This is a genomic window from Bartonella bovis 91-4, assembly GCF_000384965.1.
GTDB classification, from domain to species: Bacteria; Pseudomonadota; Alphaproteobacteria; order Rhizobiales; family Rhizobiaceae; genus Bartonella; species Bartonella bovis.
The window spans coordinates 21,283-46,203 of sequence record NZ_CM001844.1 but is presented as its reverse complement, the minus strand read 5'-3'; the positions used below and the strand labels follow the sequence as shown (position 1 = coordinate 46,203).

Below are 24,921 nucleotides of genomic sequence, written 5' to 3'. Positions count from 1 at the left end.
TTAAACTTAAGCATTGTGGTTTTGCGTGCTACTTTTTTGTATTTGAGAATTTTCTTTATCCTTCATTTACAATAAAAGAAAATAAGAAAGGTCTCACATATGACAACTGAAATGAAACGCGTAGGTGCTGACGGTGGCATGGAATATTCTTTTGGTTTCACGAAAGTTGATGAAACGCAAAAACAATCTATGGTCGATGATGTATTTCATTCTGTTGCTACGAACTATGACAAGATGAATGACATCATGTCTTTTGGATTGCACCGTATGTGGAAAAATTCCATGGTTGCGTGGCTCTCTCCACCGGCAATTTCTAGCTGGAAAATTCTTGATGTAGCTGGTGGCACTGGTGATATTGCTTTTCGCATTCTCAATGCTGCACGCAAACAAGTTCACGCTACAATACTTGATATTAATAATTCGATGCTCAACATTGGTAGAGAGCGCGCGCATAAAAATGGTCTTTCTCCTTTTATTGATTTTGTTGAAGCCAATGCAGAAGACCTCCCCTTTGAGGATCAAAGCTTTGATGCTTATACAATTGCCTTTGGAATTCGCAATGTGCCACATATTGATAAAGCTCTTAGGGAAGCTTTACGTATTTTAAAACCAGGCGGGCGTTTTTTATGTTTAGAATTTTCAAACGTTGAAATGCCCCTTCTTGATAAAATTTATGACCTTTGGTCTTTTCATGCCATTCCCCAACTTGGCCAACTCATTACAGGTGATGGTGATGCTTATCGTTATTTGGTTGAATCTATTCGCAAATTTCCCAAACAAGATGATTTTGCCCATATGATTAGTCGTGCAGGTTTTTCGCGGGTATCGTATCGCAACCTCACCGGTGCTATTGCAGCATTACATTCAGGCTGGAAAATTTGAAAAATGGTACAAATTTCTTCTTATTTTCAACTCATACGTGCAGGATGGATTTTAGCACGTGAAGGCGTCCTTAGTGCTCTTCCCAGAGAAAGTCTTGATGGTCCTTTGGCGACGTGTCATCATATAGCAAGAATCTTAGCGCGACGTAAAACGAAAAAGCAGCACCGATCTGAAAATATGTCGCACGCCATTAATAAACTTGGCCCTTCTTACATTAAGCTTGGTCAATTTCTCGCCACCCGACCTGATATTGTGGGGCATGATATTGCTACAGATCTGGCACAGCTACAAGATCGTGTTCAAACATTTCCTTGCACTGCAGCCATTGCCCAAATTGAAAGTTCGCTAGGTCGTCCTATGAATGATTTATTCATAAACTTTTGTCCGCCTATTGCTGCTGCTTCCGTTGCCCAAGTTCATCCAGCTGAATATTATGATGAAGCAGGTCATAAAAAAAAATGCGCTGTTAAAGTTATCCGCCCTAATATTAGAACTCGTTTTGCCAAAGATCTTAAAAGTTTCTATCTTATTGCCCGTTTACAAGAGCGTTATATTCCTGCTTCTCGCCGTTTACGCCCTGTTCGCGTTGTTGAAACTTTGGCACAAACTACCCGTATTGAAATGGACTTACGCTTAGAAGCAGCTGCCCTATCAGAAATGGCTGAAAATATTCAAAATGACATAGGTTTTCGGGTGCCACTGGTTGATTGGGAAAGAACAGGACGCGATGTTTTAACGATGGAATGGATTGATGGCATAAAAATGTCTAATATTCCAGCACTCAAAGAAGCAAACTTTGATTTGAAAAATCTAGCAACCACGCTTATTCAATCTTTCCTTCGCCATACATTACGGGATGGTTTTTTTCATGCTGATATGCATCCTGGTAATTTATTTGTAGATCAGCAAGGGTGTATTGTTGCAGTGGATTTAGGAATTACAGGGCGACTTAGTAAAAAAGAAAAATATTTCCTTGCTGAAATTCTTTACGGTTTTATTACTCGTGATTACTATCGAGTGGCACGCGCCCATTTTGAAGCAGGATATGTACCGTCTCATCATAGTATTGAAAGTTTTGCTCAAGCCAACCGAGCTATTGGTGAACCCATTCACGGACAATCAGCACAAAGCATTTCCATGGCCAAATTACTCACACTTTTGTTTGAAGTTACTGAATTATTTGACATGAAAGCTCGACCTGAACTTTTGTTGCTGCAAAAAACTATGATTGTTGTAGAAGGTGTAGCCCGCACATTGGACCCAGATTTTAATATGTGGAAAGCCTCTGAACCAGTTGTTAAAGAGTGGATTGGAAAAAATTTAGGGCCTATGGGATTTATCCAAGATTTTAATGAAGGAGCACAAGCACTGTTTTCGCTAGCACGTCAAACACCAAAATTAGTGAAAAACCTTCAAAGTATAGAAGAAAATCTCAGCCAAATGACAAAAACAGGGCTGTATCTTTCTCCCCCCACTTTCAAACACTTTGTTTTCGAACAAAATCGTACTCACCGTTATAGTCGTTATAATTTATTTATCACAACCACTTGTCTCATTATCCTAATCTTTTTTCTTTTTCATTTTTTCTAATTTGCTTAATATGCTAAAAAGAATAAAATTTATGAAATCATTGAAATCATTTTATTTCTTTGGAAGAATTTTATGGCCAGTATCACTATCCGTAATCTTTCACCTGAAGCCAAAGCAATGTTGCGCACACGAGCAGCACAAAATGGTGTTTCTATGGAAGAAGAAGCTCGTCGTTTGTTAAGCAATCCCACAGCACTATCCATGCCACTATTACAAGCAAGTGCTGTTAAAACGCAATCATTGCAATCAAAATCTATACTTCTCATTATCGGTGGTGGAATTGCTGCCTATAAAGTACTTGATTTGATTCGTCGTTTACAAGAACGTGGAGCACATTTGAACATTATTATGACGAAAGCAGCTCAAAAATTTGTTACCCCTTTAGCAGCTGAAGCTCTGAATGGTCGTGCTGTATATAGCGATTTATTTTCACGCGAAAAAGATCATGATATTAGCCATATTCGGCTAGCACGTAATGCTGATTTAATTATTTTAGCACCAGCTACTGCTGATCGTATTGCAAAAATGGCCGTCGGTATAGCAGATGATTTAGCTGGCTGTGTGCTTTTAGCAGCGTGCTGTCCACTTTTGATTGCACCAGCTATGAATCCAGCTATGTGGTCTCATCCTGCAACTGTACGTAATGTCGCACAATTGCATGCCGATGGGGTTCATATAGTAGGGCCAGAAAGTGGTAAAATGGCTGAACAAGATGAAATAGGCTATGGGCGTATGAGTGATCCATTAACCATCGTAGCTTCAGTAGAAACTCTTTTGAGGGTGCAAGAAAAGCCGCTTTCCGGCCGTCATTTCATTGTTACTTCTGGCCCCACGTACGAACCAATCGATCCAATACGTTATCTTGCTAACCGCTCCTCAGGCAAACAAGGCCATGCAATTGCAACAGTTTTAGCCCACTTGGGGGCTTCAGTAACACTTATTTGTGGGCCCGTTAATCTTCCTGATCCGCAAAACATAAAAACCATTCACGTACAAACAGCCTGTCAGATGTTAGAAGCTGTACAGGCTGCATTGCCCGCTGATGGTGCTATTTTTGTTGCTGCTGTTTGTGATTGGCGTAGTCAAACGCAATCTTTACAAAAGATCAAAAAGGAGAATAACAAAATCCCACCATCTTTGCATATGGTTGAAAATCCTGATATTTTAGCAACTATCGGTCACGCTTCAAACCGTCCCTCTCTTGTTATTGGTTTTGCTGCTGAAACACATGATATCATTGCAAATGCACAAAAAAAATGTGTTCAAAAAGGAGCAGATTTCATTCTTGCCAATGACGTTTCTCTCCACACTGATGGAACAAGCATAATGGGTGGAGATACAAACAGAATTTGTCTGGTCAGTAGAAAAACTGTTGAACAATGGCCATGTATGAGTAAACAGAAAGTAGCTGAAAAATTAGCAAAGACTATTGTGTCATTTTTTCATTCTCTCTCTCACTAATTAAAAGAAAAAAAACTTTTTATTTCAATAACAATAAAAATCTTAAAAGTTAATGCTACTAAAAAAACCTTCATAAAATAAAAGGATAAACTTTAATTAATACAATTTACATAAGACCATACGATTTACAAAACAGAGCTTTATAAAACACTATTTAATCTATCTCTTGTTTTCTATTTTTCTTTTCTTATCTATCGTTTATGATTTTTACCGCTACCTACCTGGCTCTAAAACGCCTTTTTACCCCACAATATTGCGTCATGATGTTGAAAATTTTGGGGCTTACTTGTACTGTTTTTATCTCTATATGGTTATTTGCACACAAGCTTTTTATGCCTTATTTTTGGCTTTGGATTACACATTTTTTTTCCACACTAACAGACTGGATAGGATTATTAAAAGTTAGCACATTAATTATTCTTAACTTTGGTTTAGTTTTCCTGATACCTTTTTTAATTGCTCCGACTACAGCTATAATTGGCAGTTTTTTTATTGATACTGCCGCTGAAATTATTGAAAAAGAAGATTATCCCAATGAACCTATTGGGCAAACTATGCCGTTTACTCTTTCGCTTATTCTCTCTTTAAAATTTGCTGTTATAAGCCTTTTAGGTAACGCAATTGCCTTTATTTTATTTTTCATACCAGGCATTAATTTGATTGCCTTTTATGTTATTAATGGCTATATATTGGGCCGTGAATATTTCTTGTTCTCTGCTTACCGTTTTCAATCTCTGCAAGAAGCCCATAATTTTTTACGCGCTCACCATATGAGAGTGTTTTGCGCCGGCTTAGTGATTGCATTTTTTGTTTCTATTCCTATTATTAATTTAGCAACACCACTTTTTGCAGCTGCCTTTATGACATATTTATACAAAATGCTCCCCCACAACCCCTCTACACTTATTACATTAAAATAATTTACATCCCATCAAAATAGTTAATCTGCGAAAGAAGCATTCCATTGTAAAATCAATTCAATATTTAACATAATCTGACGATATTAAAAAATATAAACTTGCACATTAAAATATGATAGCCTTACGCAAATAATTATCGTCATCAACCTTTCAAAATGTAGAAACAAAAATGTATAGATTGTAGTTACATATGACATAAAAATTGTGAGATTTTAAAAATAAACGTGTCGAAAATAAATTTTCGATTTCGCAAATTTTGTATGGAGCAACATGATGTGTTTTATGCCCTATATTATATTAATAGTCCTTATTTCTTATAAAGGTACTGCTCTTAAGCTAGTAATATATAATTGAAATTATTATACCTGCTTTTTAAGCCACAATTTATAAGCTAATGATTCAAAATATCACATCATGCATTTGTAAATTGAAGCATATCTTTGAAAAAATTTCGTTCTTATAGATAGCGTTTCCCTTACATAAATTTTTACTCTCATTTGGGGTGATAGGTACTATAATTTTAATTTTATTTACAATATTAAGCTCTTTTTGCTGAAAACTTATATTAGTTATTTTGGTAATTTAATTATTGTTGAGTTACCATCAACACAGATAAAAAACTTCGCCTGCTAAAATGAATAATGAAATCTTATTTATTAATGTCCCAACAACCAGTAACAAAAAGATATCAAAAATTTTGCAAAATAGTTTAAACTTCGTTTATTATGCTTTTGGAGTAAACGTCACTGATCAAATATTAAAGGAAACATCTTTCCTCAACCAGAGTGACTCTGTAATTGTAATCAACAATATATCCTTACCTGTTGTAACAGGATCTGATATCAAAAAAATGAACGAGCAAAATACATTGCTGAAATTGTTAATAAATTTGTTAAAGACAACTTTCTTTGTTCATGCCATCACTAATAAACAAGGGAAGCTAAAACAATATAATGAGAGCCAATATTAGCAAAAAAATAAAACGAAATAGTTTATTCAATCAATCAAAAGAATCCGAGCATTCAATTCTTTATGCCCTTAAGCCACATGAAAAATGTATAATATTTAAAGGGAGGTTATAAAATGAACTGGATTACAAATTATGTTCGCCCTAAAATTAACTCTATACTAGGTCGCCGCGAAATTCCAGACAATCTATGGATTAAAGATCCTACTAATGGTGAAATGGTATTTCATAAAGATCTAGAAGCCAATCAATATGTGATTCCTTCTTCGGGGTATCACATGCGCATTAGTGCTAAAAACCGTCTTATGCATTTTTTTGATGATGGTGTTTATACATTACTTGAAAATCCAAAGGTTGCCACAGATCCATTAAAATTTCGCGATACAAAACGCTATACTGACCGGTTAAAAGAATATCGCTCCAAACTTGGTGTTGATGATAATATTTTAAATGCACGAGGAACTATTGAAGGCTTACCAATTATTGCCACCGTTCAAGACTTTGCTTTTATGGGTGGGTCACTTGGTATGGCTTCAGGGGAAGCTATTATTAAAGCTTTTCACACTGCCATTGAAGATAAATGTCCTTTAGTTCTTTTTGCTGCTTCTGGTGGAGCACGAATGCAAGAAGGAATATTGTCACTAATGCAAATGCCCCGTACAACAGTGGCAATTGAAATGATGAAAGAAGCAAAACTTCCCTACATTGTGGTTCTTACCAATCCTACCACCGGTGGTGTAACTGCTTCTTATGCTATGTTAGGAGATATTCACATTGCCGAACCTGGAGCTATGATCGGCTTTGCGGGGCCGCGTGTTATTCAACAAACCATCCGTGAAACTTTACCAGAAGGTTTCCAAAGTAGTGAATATCTTCTTAATCACGGTATGATTGATATGGTTGTATCACGCTTGGATATGAAAGCTACTATTGCGCGTCTTTTACGCTTGATGATGAAACATTCTACGCCCCAAAAGCCTTATTATCCATCATCTCAAAATCCTCAAACAGCGTTTTCTGAAACAAATGCTGCTTGAACTATGAAAAAAAACCATACAAAAAAAGTGATTGATGATTTACTAGAAATTTATCCGAAAAAATTTGACCTTTCTTTAGAACGCATTTCTCGCCTTTTAGAGCGTCTTGGTAACCCGCATTTAAAGCTTGCATCTATTATTCACATCGCTGGAACAAATGGTAAAGGATCTGCTTCAGCTATTTGTCGGGCTTTGTTGGAAAGTGCAGGCTATTGTGTTCATGTATACAGCTCTCCTCATTTGGTGCATTGGAATGAACGTTGGCGATTAAACGGTCAATTTGTCACAGATGACCAACTGATCAAAACAATTCATCAAATTATAGAAGTAAACTGTAATGAACCGATCTCTATTTTTGAAATTCTCACAGCTGTTGCTTTTATGCTGTTTAGTACAAATCCAGCTGATGCAATAATTTTAGAAGTTGGATTAGGAGGGCGTTTTGATGCTACCAATGTGATTAACAAGCCAGCTGTATCCCTTATAATGCCCATTGACTATGACCATGAAACCTTTCTTGGCAACACTATTAAACAAATCGCTTTTGAAAAAGGGGGAATTATCAAACAAGCTGTTCCTGTGGTCATAGGTAAGCAAAATTATGATATAACTCATTGTGTTTTAAGCACCCTTGCCGATAAAAACAAAGCGCCTTATTCTATTTTTAACCAGGATTATCAAAGTTATAAAGAATATGGACGTATGGTATTCCAAAATAATCAAGGTTTAATGGATTTACCACTTCCTAATCTTATTGGTGCTCACCAAATTGCTAATGCTGGTGCTTCTATTGAAGCAATCTATCAAGCAGGTTTTCAGCTTTCACAACAAACAATAAGCAAAGCTTTGCGCAATCTTTACTGGCCAGCACGAATGCAACATCTTACCCATGGACGATTAGTTGATCAACTTCCTCTCAGTACTGATTTATGGCTAGATGGTGGTCATAACCCTGCTGCTGGAAAAGTTGTTGCAGAGGAACTTACACAATGGAAAAAAAAATCAAACCGTCCTATTATTATGATTGCCAGTATGCTTAAAACTAAAGACACTATTGGTTATTTTCGCCCTCTGGCCAATCTCGTAGATAAAGTTTATACAATTCCATTGAACTCTAATGATGCAAGTATCTGCCCAATAATTTTAGCCCAATCAGCTCAAAAAGTAGGGCTTACTGCTAGCCCGCAAGCTAATCTACAAACTGCTTTTCATAAAATTAGTCTAGAACATAAAGATGCAATCATCTTTATTGGTGGCTCTCTTTACCTTGCAGGTGATATTTTACGTGACAATGAAACACCGCCATGCTAAAAATTCTTTTCTTTATAGAGCTTTAATAAATAGAATTTTTTATTATGAAACTTGATTACACTCTTTACCAACATCCTAAACTTATCACTGTTTTCGGTGGATCAGGTTTTGTAGGACGACATATCGTTGAAACTTTAACCAAACGGGGTTATCGCGTTCGTATTGCTGTTCGCTGTCCGCAAAAAGCTTATTACATGTTACAAATAGGCGAAGTGGGCCAAACTCAAATGCTTGCAACTGACGTTAAGGACCACACTTCTGTTGCCCGTGCATTGCTTGGAGCAGAAGGTGCAATCTTTCTTCCTGGAAGCTTAACGCAAGCAAATCAGTCGAATTTTCAAAATACACAAATTGATGGCGCCAAAAATGTTGCAGAATTATCAGCTCAAGCGAATATTCCGCTCATTCATATGTCAACACTCACCGCCAATGATGAAAACACCTTATGCTCTTATACCCGTGCCAAATTTACAAGTGAGCAAATTGTACATCATAGCCATCCTCAAGCAATTATTATGCGCCCATCGGTTATTTTTGGGCCGGAAGATTGTTTTTTTAATACTTTGGCAAATTTATCTCGCTTTTCGCCTATTATGCCACTTTTTGGTGGAGGGCAAAATAAATTGCAACCTGTTTATGTTGGTGATATCGCTGAATTTGTTACACGCGCTTTAGAAGGAAAGGTTGCCTTTGGAAAAAGTTATGATCTTGGTGGACAAGTAGTTATGACATTCCAGAATATCGTTGAAAATGTACTAAAAATTATCCACCGCAAAAAAATAGTTTTATCCATGCCTCTTTCTTTTGGTCTCTTCATTGGAAATGTTTTAGGAAATATCGGTAAAATACCCTTATTACCAGAACTTATGACAGTTGATCAAATGCACTTTCTACAAATGGACAACATCGTCTCTCAAGAAGCTATCAAAAATGGACGAACGTTAGAAGGAGTAGGGATTACTCCTAAAACAATGAGCGCTATTTTACCCAGTTACCTATGGCGGTTTCGTCCACAAGGGCAGTTTTCTAAAAGTTTATCAGCTTAACACGCATTCTTTTTGTAACTAAATCGATAACAAGTCTTGTGTCCTAAAAGAAAAAAGTTAGATGTACTAACGTTCAAATTTATATTCATTTGTCGTTTTCCAGAGAATATAACCTTATAAATAAATTTTTTGGCTTCCTCTTATAATGCCAAAACCACTACAAACCATTAGTTTTTTTTATCAATACAACTTATGATATTCTTTGTTGCCTTTTGGGAGTATCATTATTCAACATATTGTTTATCGTTAAACTTATAAAAGTTTAAAAAAGATTTTTTCATATAAACACATAAAGAAATCTTTATATATGCGTGTATTTTTAAAGCTTCCTTATTACTTTGAACAAAGTAATTTTAGAGGAGTAAAAATGATAGTTTAATATTTACTATCAAGGATAGCGAACTTATTGTTTATAGCTAGCAAAAAATCTGGTATTTTTCACCAAAAACGAAAATACTCAATCTGATGAATTTTCGTAAAGAATTTTCTTCTCATTAATCTTTAAATGAGACATATATTTCTTGTACAGAAAACTACAAAATAAAGTAACCGTTTTGCTTAAATATCCTAATGAAAAAGTTGCATGTCTTTACCTTGATCGGTTAGAAATAAAATCAAACGTTCTATCGGAAGATATAAGCTGTCTATATTGGAGTTACCTATAAGAACCCTAAAAAGCTCAATTATTACCGTTATTAGAACATTTCCTTGGTAAAAAAAGGAGACGCATCGTGCACAACTTTGGTGACTATAACTCCAAAGAAAAAACTCAAAAAATCATTCAAATTTATACTGGTATTTTTTGCTTCTTGTTCTTTTTTTCCCCATTGCCAGCTGTTGCTCAATCGTTAGAATTTCTCTCTTTTCCTACTTTCACTTGGCCAGATGGTTCATGGTTTATTCTAGCACTCTTTGGAGGTATTTCTTGTACCTCACTGCTCATATGTATAGCGGTTATTATGGCTATAAAAAAAGCCTCATGGAAGCCATTGAAAATGATTCAAGCAGATTTTTTTGAAAAGCTTAAATATTATGAATGGCTTTTTGAAGAAACCGAGCAGTGTCTTCTTATTTGGGAAAATCCAACAGCCTTACCGCATACAATTGGTAATATTTCTGCATTACAAAAAATAGAAATTAATCACAAAAATTTTCAATGCTTTGGGCGTTGGCTTGAAGAATCATCTTTAAGACAACTTGATCAAGCACTGATTCAATTGCGTTGTAATGGTCATCCTTTTGAACTTTCTATTACCACGACAAATAAAATATTATTGCAAGTTACAGGTGTCGTCGCAGGAACAGCAGCTATTGCGCGTTTTCAAGATATCTCACCCCAGCAACATGAAAATATTCGTTTAAAGGAAAATATCACTGAGTTACTTAAGGAACTGAAACTACAACGTAACCTTCTTGACCATATTCAAGAACCGGTATGGATTCAAGATTGTAAAGGAAAAATCTGTTTTATCAACCGTGCTTTTCGAGAAATAACAGACTTCCAAGAAGGCAGCAATCAGATAACTGATCTTTTCAATGAAGATACACAGTGTAAAGCAACTGAAACAGAAACAGTTTTTCAAGAACATGTTCATACAGTGATCAATGGAGAACGGCGCCACTTTCACCTCACCCGTATCACAACCCCAGAGGGGATGGCAGCTTTTGCCCGTGATGATAGTGCATATGAAAATCTTACTAAAGAAATGAGACGAGTTCTTCAAAATCATTGTGAGACACTTGACCAAATTTCAACAGCTGTAGCAATTTTTGATACTAACCAAAAATTAAAATTCTGCAATCATGCTTTTAAAGTTTTATGGCCGTTGGAAAATTCCTTTTTAGAAAGTGAACCAAGTCATTCACTGCTTCTTGAACAGTTGCGTGAAAAAGGATTTCTTGGTGAACATCCTGATTGGCGTGCATGGAAAGAAGAGCTTTTTAAAGCTTACGAGCAAATAGAATCGAACCAACAAATTTGGAATCTTCCCGATGGACGTACAGTGCGTGTTATTGCTAGCCCTCATCCACAAGGAGGTATTACTTGGTTTTACGAAAATCTCACTGAAAAAATTGATCTTGAACGACGTTATAACACACTAATTAAAATACAAGGTGAAACACTTGATAAACTTTCCGAAGGTGTAGTGGTTTTTGGAACTGATGGACGTCTTCGTTTATCAAATCCAGCCCTATCAAAATTGTGGTCTTTACCTTATAATTTACTAGTAGAAGGAACTCATATTACACAATTACAAACCCATTGTTCAACTTTAACCGTGGGACAAGAATGGGAACAATTTAGCAAATTCATCACGGGTTTTGCTGACAAACGTGATGCATATTCAGGTCGCATAGACTTAAAAAATGGGACGATTATTGATTATACGTTGGTACCACTACCCAACGGACAAACAATGTTAACATTTGTTAATGTCACCGATAGTGTTTATATTGCGCGTGCACTGCAAGAAAGAAATGAAGCTCTAGAAAACTCTGACCGTTTACGCAACGAATTTGTTCAACATGTTTCTTATGAATTACGTACACCTCTTACCAATATTATTGGGTTTTCTGACATTCTACGCGACCAAATTTTTGGCTCTATTAATAAACGTCAGCGTGAATATCTTGGCCATATCCAATCAGAGTCAAATGCCCTTTTGAATATTGTCAATGACATTCTTGATCTTGCAACTCTTGATGCAGGTATTATGGAATTAGACATTAAACCAGTTAACATTGCCGGTGCTATGGCGCAAGCAGTTGCCCGAGTAGAAGAACATCTTAACGGGCGCTATATCACATTTTCACAACAAATTTCTCCTTCCTTAAATTTTATTTCAGCTGATGCAACACGTTTGCACCAAATTTTTGTTAATATACTCAGTAATGCTGTTAATTTTGCAACGGAAGCAAGCACTATTGAATTTTGTGCTAATAAACAAGAAGACAACATTGTTTTCAGCGTTCATAATGAAGGATCTGACATTCCAACTGATATTCTGGATCGGATTTTTAAACGTTTTTCTTCTCACCCGCATCATGGTGGACGTGCAGGAGCAGGTCTTGGACTTTCTCTTGTTAAAAGTTTCGTTGAACTTCATGGTGGACATGTTAAAATTTTAACCGGTATGGGCCAAGGGACAACAGTTAAGTGCTTTTTTCCAATGCAAAAAGAGAATATAATTTCTTAATCTTACTTTTAATTATCATAACAGTTTTTTTCTATAAATTTTATGGAACTCTTTATGAATTTTAGTTTTTTTCTCGAAAATGAAGAAGCAACTAAACTTTTTGCACAAGATTTAGCCCTTGCCTTAAAACCAGGCGACCTTGTAACACTTCAAGGCAATCTTGGAGCAGGAAAATCAACGCTTGCCCGTGCCCTTATCCGTGCACTTGCTAACGATAATACATTGGATGTTCCTAGTCCTACTTTTACCCTTGTTCAAGATTATCAGCTTCCACAATTTGAAGTTATCCATGCTGATTTTTACCGCCTTTCTATGATGGAAGAAATTGACGAATTAGGACTTCATGAAGCGCGTGAACAAAGTGTTTTATTGATAGAATGGCCAGAAAAAGGAGCAGATCTTTTAGGGCCTGCTACCTTTGCTATCACTTTACAACACAAAAACTGTGGACGTCATATTACTGTGATATCAGCAGAACATTCTGTCCAGCGCCTACAACACTCCTTTGCCATTCGTTCCTTCCTAACAAATCATGGACGTGGTCATGTCCATCGTTGTTTTTTAGCAAGTGATGCCTCAGCACGTTCCTATGAACTTTTAAATGATGGTCACCATCAAGAGGTTTTTATGGATGCAGCGACTATGCAAATAACACATGATGCTAATTCCTCTTATTCAGAAATAGCACATCTTGCAAAAGATATCCGTCAATTTGTAGGAATAAGTCGACTTATTTTGGATAATGAATTTTCTGCTCCTCGTATTTTTGTTGAAGATTTTGAAAAGAGCTTTTTAATTTTAGAAGATCTAGGGCGTGAAGGACTTTTAGATCAAATGGGTAATCCTATAGAAGAGCGTTACCTTGCTTGTAGTGAACTATTGGCGGCGTTCCACCAAAAGTCATGGCCTTCAGAAAAACAATTTGCGACATTTTCGCTTCAAATTCCCTGTTATGATTACCAAACTATGCAAGCAGAACTTTCCTTACTGCTGGACTGGTATATACCCTTTCAAAAACAAAAACCTTTAGACGAAAAACAACGTAATGCTTTTTTTACCTGTTGGCACCCCTATCTTGACATGTTAGTTCAAGGAGAAAATACCTTTGTTATGCGCGATTATCATTCGCCTAACATTCTTTGGCGTGCTCATAAAAAAGGAATTGATCGCATTGGTCTTATTGATTTTCAGGATGGTTTGCAAGGCCCAACAGTTTATGATCTTGTTTCTTTAGCGCAAGATGCACGTTGCTATATTTCACCAACATTGGAAACAAAAATTCTCGATGCTTATTGCAATGCGCGCCGTAAAGCACCACGATCTTTTAATGAAGATGAATTGCGTAAACTTTATGCGTTTGCCGGTGCTCAACGAGTTTCAAAAGTTTTAGGAATTTTTATACGACTTCATCAACAAGATGGAAAGTCATCGTACCTTAAACATTTACCTCATTTGCAAGATTATCTTGCCCGTAATCTTTCACACCCAAGCCTTACTCATTTACAAAGCTTTTATCAAGAAGTGGGTATACTTACAAACACACTGTAAATATCTAACTATTGAACCCACTAGTCATATGCCTTATACACGCTTCTTATCTGTAAAACAGTTATAAGATTCAAAATTTGGTACCGCTAAACCACTTTTTTCAAGCAAAATCGTTTTTTTATTCTTAAACGCAGCTCTTCTTTTGATTAACCACAATTTTTTTGTTCCATACAAATGGGATATTATTGTAACTTCAGTCCCTATAGACCCATTTCTTTAAACCGTTACATGCCACAAAACTATAAATAAACATAATGGTTGTATTATTGACCCTCAAAATAAACTTTCTTGAGCAATTTTAGATAATTTTCAAAGTAGCTATAATAATGCTATTTCTAAGCAATCCACTTATTTTATAAACACTTCATTCATCTCATTTTCTTTGGAAAAGCTATTGTACAAACGCAGTTTTCAGGCTTTTGCTAATTGAAAATTAGTATACAATGGAAATTAATTAAAAGATAACTAAGATGGAATCTTTATGCCCCCAAAAAAAGGCTCAGTGCCTCGTAAACCGCGTGTATTTTCTATTTCTCCTGGAACTTCTTTTTTGCCTCATATCGTTGATGCACTTCTTTCAGGCACCCTTATTGATGACTTCGCACCAAATGGAGACATTCAAGCTGCTCTTGCTGATACTCTTATTTATGTACCAACACGACGTGCTGCTCGTGCTTTACGCGCAGCCTTTGTTGAAAGAAATCATACACGATCAAGCTTTTTGCCTACTATCCGTCCTTTAGGAGATATGGATGAAGAAAATTCTTTTTTTGTTGAAGATCATAACAGTATTTTGACACTCAATCCCCCCATTAGAGAAAGTGAACGTCTTCTTCTTCTAGCGCGCCTTATTCGTCCTTGGCGTGAAAAATTGCCAGCTCATTTGCGTGCTATGTTTGGTACAGAAGATGTGCTCATTCCTACTAATACCGCCGATGCAATTTGGTTCGCCCAAGATTTAGCATGCTTGATGGATGAAGTTGAAACAGAATCTGCAGATTGGTCAAAACTCAAAGATATTTGCCCTGATACGGTTGCTGAATGGTGGCAAATCACTTTAGATTTTTTAACTATTATCACACAAAATTGGCCTCAAATTTTAAAGGAAAAACAACGAAGCAATCCAGCTGAATGGCGTAATCAAGTACTCAAAATACAAGCAGATATTTTACACCGCACACAACCTCATAAACCTATTATCGTTGCCGGCGCAACAGGTTCTATTCCCGCAGTTGCACATCTTTCAAAAGTTGTCGCCTACCTGCCCAAAGGAGCTGTTGTTCTCCCAGGACTTGATCTTTATATGGATGAAGTGCAATGGGATACATTAAGCACAATCAATAAAGGTACAACAACTCTTGATTGTTTCGACCATGCTCTTGATGCTTTTAGCCATCCTCAATACCATTTAAAGAAATTTTTATCTCTTATGAAATGTCAACGCATTCATGTAAGTGAAATTGGCCAAAGAAGTATTATGCAAACAAAACGCGCTGCCCTTGTATCAGAAGCGCTACGACCAGTTTCCACTACAGATCAATGGGCACAAATCGTACGCGATGATTATGAAAGTATTTGCGCAGATTGGTCACTGATTGAAGCTGCTAATGAACGCGAAGAAGCTTTAGCCATTTCTATTGCTTTACGTAATGCCATTGAAGAACCTCAAAAAATTGCAGCTCTTATTACTAATGACCGTAATTTAGCGCGCCGTGTTGTCACTGAATTACAGCGATTTGGGATTGAAGCAAATGATTCAGGTGGAATGCCGCTTGCACATACATTGCCTGCAACCTTATTACGGCTTCTCTTAGAGAATGTATTTAAGCCTGGTGATCCAATCGCTTTTCTATCTCTTCTTAAACACCCACTCACAATTTTAGGACAAAATCGTCAACGTTTACGTGAAATAGTAGAAAATTTTGAATTATTTGTTCTTCGAGGCAATCCTAATCGTATCAATCTTTGCGAATGTGATCAATTTCTTGAAACATGGGTGCAAACACATTCCTATAACATGCCTGATAACTGCTCCTTTGATCCACAAAAAACCGAAGAAGCACGCTCACTTTGTCATCTTTTGGTTAAAGCAATTGAACCATTAGTGTCTTTGATGAAACAGGATAAAGAATGTACCATCAATGAAGTTGCAAGAGCAACTGTTGAGGCGTTTGAAAATTTTGGGCGAGACGATAATAATTCTTTTGTGCATCTTTATCAAAATGAAGCAGGAAAAACTTTATCAATTTTTTTGCATGAATTGATTAGCGATCAATCAGAATTAAAGTTTGATCTTTGTGAATGGCCGGCTATGTTTTTAGCCCTTATAGCAGCTCGCTGTGTAGGCCCTTCTCCTGGAGGGCATCCACGCTTATTTATTTGGGGTACTTTGGAATCGCGCTTACAAACAGTCGACACAGTTGTTCTTGGTAACCTTAATGAAGGATCTTGGCCTATAACAACTCGCAACGATGCTTTTTTATCGCGGCCAATGAAAATAACACTAACTCTTGAACCACCTGAAAAGCGTATTGGCCTTGCCGCACATGATTTTCAATGGGCTATGGGAATGAATAAAGTGGTGATGAGCCGAGCTACGCGGATCAACCATATTCCTTCTGTTCCCTCACGCTGGTTACAACGTTTAGAAACAGTAGTGGGCAAACAAGTTTGGAAGCAAATTTGCTCACGGGGAGAGACGTTTCTTCATTGGGCGAAAATGCTTGACAAAACAGACACGATCGGTTTTACACTACGACCTTGCCCTGTACCGCCACTTGATATACGCCCGCGTCATTTTTCAGTAACTGAAATAGAAACGTTACGCTATAATCCTTATGCTATTTATGCTAAAAAAATCTTGCGTCTCAAACCACTTAAAACACTTATTTATAACCCCCATGCAACTGAACGTGGAATTTTATATCACGCTATTCTTGCTTCTTTTTGCTCACAAATAAAAGACCCAAATGTTACCCATGCATTAGCTACACTTTTGGCCATTGGGCGCAAAGAATTCGACAAATTAAATTTGCCTCCTGACATTGAAGCAATTTGGTGGTCAATTTTTGAAAATTTTGCTCCTTTTTTTATTAAATGGGAACAAAGTCTCGGACCTCGAGAACGACATGTCGAAGTTATTGCTCAAAAAACACCTATAGGCACAACAGGTATCACTCTTTCAGGACGTGCTGATCGTATTGATATTTTGCCTGGTAAAATGGTTGAAATTCTTGATTTTAAAACCAATACTCCTCCTTCATCTAAACAGGTTCGTGCTTTATTACATCCACAATTGGCATTAGAAGCAGCTTTATTAATGCAAGGAGCTTTTACAGACTTCCAAGATTTTACTCCGTTAAACTTATTTTATATCCCCCTTAAAGCAAAAGGTCCAATCGAATCTCAATCGATTATCCCACGCAAAAAAGCAAAAGACCAAACAAGCGCTGTCTCGCTTAGTCAAGAAGTATGGAAACGTCTTATCGCATTGATTGAGTATTATCAAAACCCACAACAAGGCTATCTTTCACACGCACTCCCTTCACCTCATCGTTATGAAGGTGATTATGATCACTTGGCTCGATTATCGGAATGGTCTGGTAATTTTTATAAAGCAGGCTCATCATGACTACTTTTTTTATTCCTGAAGCCGCCCTTGATGCACAAAAAAAAGCAACACATCCAAAAACAAATGTGTGGGTTTCTGCAAATGCAGGATCTGGAAAAACCCATGTTCTAAGTGAACGCGTTATCCGTTTGCTTTTAAACGGCACACCTCCAGCACGCATTTTATGTCTAACTTATACCAATGCAGCCGCTTCCGTCATGCAATCGCGTATTTTTCGCACGCTTTCCAGTTGGAACGAACTTAATGATGAGCAACTTCAAACACTCTTATCGCAACTTGAAAATAAGCCCTCAAGTGCACAAAAACTAGCTCATGCGCGTAAACTCTTTGCCCGTGCCCTTGAAACACCAGGTGGCTTAAAAATCCAAACCATTCACGCATTTTGTGAATCTTTATTGCATCAATTTCCGCTAGAATCTAATATTGCTGGCCATTTTGAATTGCTTGACGATACAAATCGAACACAGTTATTGCATCAAGTCCGTTGCCAACTTTTGGCACATAGTCATGTGCAATCGGCTTTAAAAGAGCTATTTAAAACTATTAGCGAAAGTACATTTGATCAATTGCTTCATGAAGCTACTCAAAAACAACACGAACTTTCTGATTTCTTACCTTTCATTTTATCTGAAAGTGGAAAACAGCAACTACGTGCATTTTTTAATTTAGCACCCAATGAAACACATTCACAAATACTTAAAGAAATTCAACAAACTGCTTCATTGTCTCCTTATACCCTCAAATATTTTCAAACCTACGGTAATAAAAGAGTAACAGGCATTATAGAGAAATTTTCTCAGTTAGCGACCATCTCAGATGAAGAAGATATCATAGACATTGTATCAAGCATTTACTTTACAACTGACGGCATACCACGTAATTTTTCACGTCTTCTTTCCAAAAAATTAGACGAAACTTCGTCTTTCATTCAAAAAGAGATTGAAGAAAAGCAAGACAAGATCTCTGTTTTGTTAGACAAACGTCAATGTATAAAGCTCGTTACACTCAATATAGCCGCTTTTCAGATTTGTGCTACTTATCTTAAAATCTATGCAGATTTAAAAAAAGCCAATGGCTTGTTAGATTTTGATGATCTTATTGAACGCACACTTTATTTATTGCAGCGCAAAGGTGCAAGTCAGTGGGTGCAATACAAACTTGATCGTGGCATTGATCATATTCTTATCGATGAAGCACAAGACACTAACCCTGAGCAATGGCAAATTATCCAGCTTTTAGCGCAGGAATTTTTTGCAGATTATAGTCAAAACACAAATATCCGCACTATTTTTGCTGTTGGTGATGAAAAACAATCTATCTATTCTTTTCAAGGTGCTGAACCAGAAAATTTTGCTAAAAATGGCCGGATGTTTCAAAAACAAGCGCAACGCATTAATCAAAAATTTGAAAAAATACAACTGCACTATTCTTTTCGCTCTACAGCTGATATCCTCAAAGGTGTTGATCTTGTATTTGAAACACCGGAAAATTATAAAGGACTTTCAGCAGACAATGTAAAAACAGTGCACGAACCTGTTCGTATTAACAGCCCAGGCGAAGTTATTTTATGGGACGCCATTTCCAAAGAAACAAACGAGCTTCCTGATGATTGGCATTTAACTGTTGATCATGTGGATACACCTGAAATACACTTAGCAAATAAGATTGCCGCAACCATTGCTGATTGGTTGCATTCAGGCAAAATGCTTCCAGCAAAAGGACGTTTACTGCGTGCCAGTGACATTATGGTTTTAGTTCGTAAACGACATGATCAATTTGTACCTGCTCTTTCTCGCGCACTTAAATTACATAACGTTCCTGTGGCTGGTGCTGATCGTTTACAGCTAACCAGCCATATCAGTGTGCGTGACTTAATGGCGCTTGCGCAATTTGTTTTGCAACCACAAGATGATCTTTCTCTTGCCTGTGTTTTAAAAAGTCCACTTTTTGCACTTAGCGAAGATGCACTCTATCATCTTGCAGCAAAACGTAAAGGATCACTTTGGCAAAGTCTTTATATCCATGCTTCATCACATGCATCTTATAAAGATGCTTTTGAAAAATTAAGCAAATATCGCACCCTTGTCGATAAAATGCCTGTTTTTGAATTCTATAGTTATATTCTCAACAATGACAAAGGACGACAAAAAATCCTTGCTCGTTTAGGATCTGAAGCAAATGAAATTCTTGACGCTTTTATGGATTATACACTCACGATTCAAAAAACCGGTTTGCCAGGACTACAAGCCTTTTTGGAAACATTGAGTGCCAATAAACCAGAAATCAAGCGTGAACTTGATCAAAACCATGAAGAAGTTCGTATTATGACTATCCACGCTGCTAAAGGATTGGAAAGCGCTGTTGTTTTTTTGGTTGATCCGGGTAGTGCAATCTGGGATTCATGTTACATACCGCACTTTTTCACATTTCTTTTGAATGGAAGACAAGCTCTTATTTGGCGCCCAAATGCACAATTTAATACAAAACCTTTTGAAAAAGCACTCTCATATTTAAAAGAGCGTGCAGAAGAAGAGTATAAGCGTCTTCTTTATGTGGGAATGACACGTGCTGAAGATCGATTGATTGTCTGCGGTTATAGCAGTCAAAAAGAAAACTCTAATACATGGCTAAAATTAGTAAAAAAAGCCCTTCAGCCCCACAGCGTTACCATAAAAGGCCCGACAGAAGATATAGCAGCTTGGCGCTATTCTATTACAAATTCTTCTACCCTAATAAACAAAGAAATGCTTGATGAAGATAAACAAACATTTCCACCTTTGCCAGCTTTTTTTCATCACAAAATGCCTTCACAACCAGTTTTACCAAAACCACTCAGACCTTCTGTTGCTGGTCGTTCCATTGATATTGACGTTGAACTTTCCCCTCATCAAGAACACCTTAGCATTTCACCTATTTTAGGAGAAAAAAACACGAATAAAATTTTCTCTATTGAATATGGTAACTTGGTTCACCGCTTACTACAATATCTGCCTGAGTGCCCTCCCCAAAAACGTCTTGATTATGCTCAACGCTATCTTAACATCAAAGCTTCTCATTGGCCTGAAATCCAAAGAGAAAAAGCACTCTATCAAATTTGGGAAGTGTTAGAAAATTCAAATCTCAAGTCTCTCTTCTCTGCTAATTCCAAAGCCGAAGTTTCTCTCATGGGCACTGTTACAATTCATGGTAAAGAACAAATAATTTCCGGTCAAATTGACCGTTTATGCATCACCCAAGATAATGTTCTTTTTGCTGATTTTAAAACAGGAATTCCACCAGAAGATGAAGCTACTATCGCCCCAAACTATTTATTACAAATGGCTCTTTATCGGAAATTGCTGCAAACTATTTACCCCAATAAAAATATTGATGCTTTTCTTATTTATTGCAAAGAAGCAAAAATTTTTACACTTACTTCTGAAAAACTCGATGCATGTTTGAATGAATTAGCCTAACAAAAAAGAAAGGACTTTCTAAAAGATCTTGCCCTCCTTTAATTTATCATTACTTGACATTAATCAAAGTCATTCTAATATGTACAAATGAATATATAAAGGCTCAATCAATGACATGTATAAAAGCTGATAATAGCAATTTCGAAAATAAAGTTCTTACCTCTTCCATCCCTGTTGTAGTTGATTTTTGGGCAGAATGGTGTGGCCCTTGCAAAATGATTGCACCAATTCTTGATGAAATTTCAATAGAAATGGAAGGTCAGGTGAAAATTGCTAAAGTTAATATTGATGAAAATCCAGAGTTGGCTACACAATATGGAGTTCGTTCAATTCCTACTCTCTTGATGTTCAAAAATGGAAATATCTCATCTCATATGGTTGGTGCTGTTTCTAAAGGACGCCTCTATGAATGGATTAAAGAGGGGCTTAGTTAAATCTGTTTATAATAATTTTTATATAAAGAGAAAAATTCTAAGGAATTCTTTACCTTCTTAAAACAATCTCCTTTTGTTGAAACAAAAATTATTTACTTACTTAGAGCGGACTTGATAATCTTTAAAGGGTGAAAATTTTATTTTTGGAGCCCGTTCTGCTTCATAATTCAATGAAAAATGATTTTCTGCTAAAAAAACCGGATCACCATCCAAATCGTGAGCAATAGCAGAGCGGTGATTTGTGAGAAAATTTTGAAGCTCATCTTTATTGTCTGCGAAAATCCAACGACAAATATTGAAACGCGCTAGTTCAAAATTTACGGGTAAAGAATATTCTACCTTCAATCTTTCTATTAAAACATCAATTTGCAAAGCACCAATAACACCAATAAGAGCAGGTGATCCATCATCAGGAATAAAGAGTTGAACAACTCCCTCTTCAGCCATTTGCCGCAAAGCTTCTTTAAGCTTTTTTGCTTTCATGGGATCGCTTAAACATACGCGACGCAAAATTTCTGGTGCAAAATTTGGTAAACCTTTAAAGAGAATATCCTCTCCCTCAGTCAAAGTATCACCAATCCGCAAAGTTCCATGATTAGGAATTCCAACTACATCACCAGCATAGGCTTGATCAGCAATTTGGCGTGAACGAGCAAAGAAAAATTGCGGTGTTGAAAGTGTCATTGGCTTTCCCGTTCGAACTAGTTTTGTCTTCATACCCCGCTTAAGCGTTCCTGAACATACCCGTAAAAATGCAATCCGATCACGATGATTAGGATCCATATTGGCTTGAATTTTAAAAACGAACCCTGTCATCTTGGATTCTACAGCCATTACAGTGCGTTGATCAGCCACCTGATCACGAGGACTTGGACCAAAATCGACTAATGCATTTATTAAATCACGAACACCAAAATTACGTAAAGCTGAACCAAAATAAACAGGTGTCATATGACCTTCATAAAAAGCCTGAAAATTAAATTTTTTGCATGCATTACGGGCAAATTCTATCCCTTCAACAAAGGATGCACGTTGATTTTCAGGAAGTAAATTAGAAACCTCAACAGGTCCAGAAACTATTTTTGGGGTTACCTCATCATCATGCTGGCGAAAACAATTATGATGAAAATCAAAAGTACCTTTAAAATCTTTACCTATACCAATAGGCCATGTAATTGGAGCAGTATCAAGAACAAGCTTTTCTTCAATTTCATCTAAAATTTCTAGGGGATCACGCGCCTCACGATCCATTTTATTAACAAAAGTAATAATAGGAATGTCCCTCATTCGGCAAACTTCGAATAATTTTAATGTCCTGGGCTCAATTCCGCGCGCACCATCCAACACCATAATAGCGCTATCAACTGCTGTGAGGGTGCGATATGTATCATCTGCAAAATCAGCATGGCCTGGAGTATCCAACAAATTAAAAATATGCCCTTCATATTCAAATGTCATCACAGATGTTACAACCGAAATACCACGATCACGTTCAATTTTCATCCAATCAGAACGAGTTTGAATACGATCTTTTTTTGCTCTCACCTCACCGGCAAGTTGAATAGCACCACCAAACAGTAAAAATTTTTCTGTTAATGTCGTCTTTCCTGCATCAGGGTGCGCAATAATTGCAAATGTACGCCGTCGTTTTACTTCTTGCGCTCTATATTCCATTATTCCCCCACAGGTTGTGCAAGCGTTTCAGCAATGAGTGCACGTATTTTATCAATTCCATAAAGCGCAATAAACGATCCAAATCTTGGCCCCCGTTCTTGCCCTAAAAGAACTTCATAAAGCATTTGAAAAAAGACATTCGAAACACCAGGTCCCCCTTCAGGGCTTTTTTTGTTATGATCTTGATAACATTGTGTTAAACGCGCAACATCAAGAAGCGCATTTTGGATTGTATTTTCATCAGCAGTTTCTGGAAGGCTGGCTAATTTTTCATCGATTTTAGCCAATGTTAAACGTTCATTTTCATCAGGTATACGAAATTTTTTGTTTGGTTTTACAAAAATACCAAAATATTTAATGGCAAATTCCACTAACTGATCAAGCATTGGATATGTTTGCGGATTTGCTCCTTTAGCATAGCGAGAAATAAACCCCCAAAGAACTTCTTTATTTTCAGCATTTGAAGCACTTACTAAATTCAATAACATAGCGAAAGATACAGGCAAATTAATTTGTGGTGGGCAACCATTATGGATATGCCATACGGGATTATTTAACCGATCTTTCCACAACTGACGATTATAAGCTGAAAGATGTGCATAATATTCGTCAACGGCTTTTGGAATGACATCAAAATAAAGTCGTTTTGCCGTTTTAGGCTTTAAAAACATATAGAGCGCTAAGCTTTGTGTTGGTGCATAAGTCAACCATTCATCAATAGTCAAACCATTTCCTTTGGATTTGGAAATTTTCTGTCCCTTATCATCTAAAAAAAGTTCATAATTGAACCCTTCAGGCGGATCACCACCAAGTACTTTGCAAATTTTAGAAGAAAGAGAGACGGAATCGATAAGATCTTTTCCCGCCATTTCATAATCAACCCCAAGCGCTTTCCAACGCATTGCCCAATCCACCTTCCACTGGCATTTAACCCTTCCACGTGTGACTTCTGTTTCAATGGTTTCACCTGTTTCAGGTTCGATATAAGTGACAGTGCCTTTTTCAATATTACGGGCGATCATTGGTACCTGTAATACTTTTCCAGAAATAGGAGAGATAGGCAAAAAGAGTGAATATGTTGCCCGCCGCTCTTCACCCAATGTTGGCAGAATAATGTCCATAACCTGATCATAACAGGCAAGTATCTTTAAAAGTGCTTCATCAAAACGGCCAGAACTGTAATAATCGGTAGAGCTGATAAATTCATAATCAAAACCAAAGCGATCAAGAAAAGCGCACAAACGCGCATTATTAGCTGCTCCAAAAGAAGGATAAACATTCCCAAAAGGATCTGGTACGCGACTAAGTGGCTGACCAAGATAACTTTCCATCTTTTCACGATCAGGCACATTATCAGGAACTTTGCGCAAACCATCCATATCATCAGAAAAGCACAAAAGTTTTGTTTTAACTTTGTTCTCAGTTAAAATATGAAAAGCATGACGCACCATGGTCGTGCGCGCCACTTCTCCAAAAGTACCAATATGCGGCAAACCAGAAGGTCCATAGCCTGTTTCAAATAAAATGTTTTCTGGATAACCTGTTTTTTCATAACGCTTGATAAGCTTGCGTGCTTCTTCAAACGGCCAGGCTTTCGACTGGGCAGCTGCATCAATTAATTCGGGTGTAAAACTAAGGGCAGCACACTGATCACGCATTTATAATTTTTATCCTTAAATTAAATTGTTTAATACACATGGTGTATGGTTATTGAATTTATTCGTCAATAATAGCAAAGTAAAAGTAGCCAAAATTTTTTTATTCCACT

At 36.9% G+C, this 24,921-nt stretch carries 14 protein-coding genes; 12 read left to right on the top strand and 2 right to left on the bottom strand.

Annotation, left to right across the window (positions count from 1 at the left end):
- Positions 1-99: 99 nt before the first annotated feature.
- The 12 genes from ubiE to trxA all read left to right on the top strand — a co-directional run bounded on the left by ubiE (position 100) and on the right by trxA (position 21,479).
- Complete coding sequence (gene ubiE / locus BBBE_RS00185) at positions 100-882, top strand: bifunctional demethylmenaquinone methyltransferase/2-methoxy-6-polyprenyl-1,4-benzoquinol methylase UbiE (protein ID WP_010700611.1); 783 nt, start codon at positions 100-102, stop codon at positions 880-882.
- A 3-nt stretch (positions 883-885) separates the two neighbouring features.
- Positions 886-2,472, top strand: a complete 1,587-nt coding sequence (gene ubiB, locus BBBE_RS00180; protein ID WP_010700610.1) for a 2-polyprenylphenol 6-hydroxylase — start codon at positions 886-888, stop codon at positions 2,470-2,472.
- 72 nt (positions 2,473-2,544) lie between these two features.
- Complete coding sequence (gene coaBC / locus BBBE_RS00175; RefSeq protein WP_010700609.1) at positions 2,545-3,933, top strand: bifunctional phosphopantothenoylcysteine decarboxylase/phosphopantothenate--cysteine ligase CoaBC; 1,389 nt, start codon at positions 2,545-2,547, stop codon at positions 3,931-3,933.
- A 200-nt stretch (positions 3,934-4,133) separates the two neighbouring features.
- Positions 4,134-4,853, top strand: coding sequence for a sulfate transporter family protein (locus BBBE_RS00170; protein ID WP_010700608.1), 720 nt, complete (start codon positions 4,134-4,136; stop codon positions 4,851-4,853).
- A gap of 1,083 nt (positions 4,854-5,936) precedes the next feature.
- On the top strand, positions 5,937-6,857 hold the full coding sequence (gene accD / locus BBBE_RS00160) for an acetyl-CoA carboxylase, carboxyltransferase subunit beta (RefSeq protein WP_010700606.1): 921 nt from the start codon (positions 5,937-5,939) through the stop codon (positions 6,855-6,857).
- A gap of 3 nt (positions 6,858-6,860) precedes the next feature.
- Complete coding sequence (locus BBBE_RS00155; RefSeq protein ID WP_010700605.1) at positions 6,861-8,168, top strand: bifunctional folylpolyglutamate synthase/dihydrofolate synthase; 1,308 nt, start codon at positions 6,861-6,863, stop codon at positions 8,166-8,168.
- Between the two features lie 44 nt (positions 8,169-8,212).
- Positions 8,213-9,214, top strand: coding sequence for a complex I NDUFA9 subunit family protein (locus BBBE_RS00150; protein WP_010700604.1), 1,002 nt, complete (start codon positions 8,213-8,215; stop codon positions 9,212-9,214).
- Between the two features lie 731 nt (positions 9,215-9,945).
- A complete protein-coding gene (locus BBBE_RS00145; RefSeq protein ID WP_010700603.1) occupies positions 9,946-12,411 on the top strand; it encodes a sensor histidine kinase in 2,466 nt (821 codons plus the stop codon).
- A 54-nt stretch (positions 12,412-12,465) separates the two neighbouring features.
- Complete coding sequence (gene tsaE / locus BBBE_RS00140; RefSeq protein ID WP_010700602.1) at positions 12,466-13,959, top strand: tRNA (adenosine(37)-N6)-threonylcarbamoyltransferase complex ATPase subunit type 1 TsaE; 1,494 nt, start codon at positions 12,466-12,468, stop codon at positions 13,957-13,959.
- 502 nt (positions 13,960-14,461) lie between these two features.
- Complete coding sequence (gene addB, locus BBBE_RS00135; protein ID WP_152023211.1) at positions 14,462-17,590, top strand: double-strand break repair protein AddB; 3,129 nt, start codon at positions 14,462-14,464, stop codon at positions 17,588-17,590.
- Entirely contained in the window at positions 17,587-21,045 is a 3,459-nt protein-coding gene (addA, locus tag BBBE_RS00130) for a double-strand break repair helicase AddA (protein WP_010700600.1), read from the top strand. Before addB ends, addA begins: the two co-directional genes overlap by 4 nt.
- A gap of 110 nt (positions 21,046-21,155) precedes the next feature.
- On the top strand, positions 21,156-21,479 hold the full coding sequence (gene trxA / locus BBBE_RS00125; protein WP_010700599.1) for a thioredoxin: 324 nt from the start codon (positions 21,156-21,158) through the stop codon (positions 21,477-21,479).
- Between the two features lie 96 nt (positions 21,480-21,575).
- On the opposite strand, the gene BBBE_RS00120 is transcribed toward trxA, so the two are convergent.
- Complete coding sequence (locus tag BBBE_RS00120) at positions 21,576-23,153, bottom strand: peptide chain release factor 3 (protein ID WP_010700598.1); 1,578 nt, start codon at positions 23,151-23,153, stop codon at positions 21,576-21,578.
- On the bottom strand, positions 23,153-24,811 hold the full coding sequence (locus BBBE_RS00115) for a lysine--tRNA ligase (RefSeq protein WP_010700597.1): 1,659 nt from the start codon (positions 24,809-24,811) through the stop codon (positions 23,153-23,155). The genes BBBE_RS00120 and BBBE_RS00115 overlap by 1 nt, the downstream gene beginning before the upstream one ends.
- Positions 24,812-24,921: the final 110 nt, after the last annotated feature.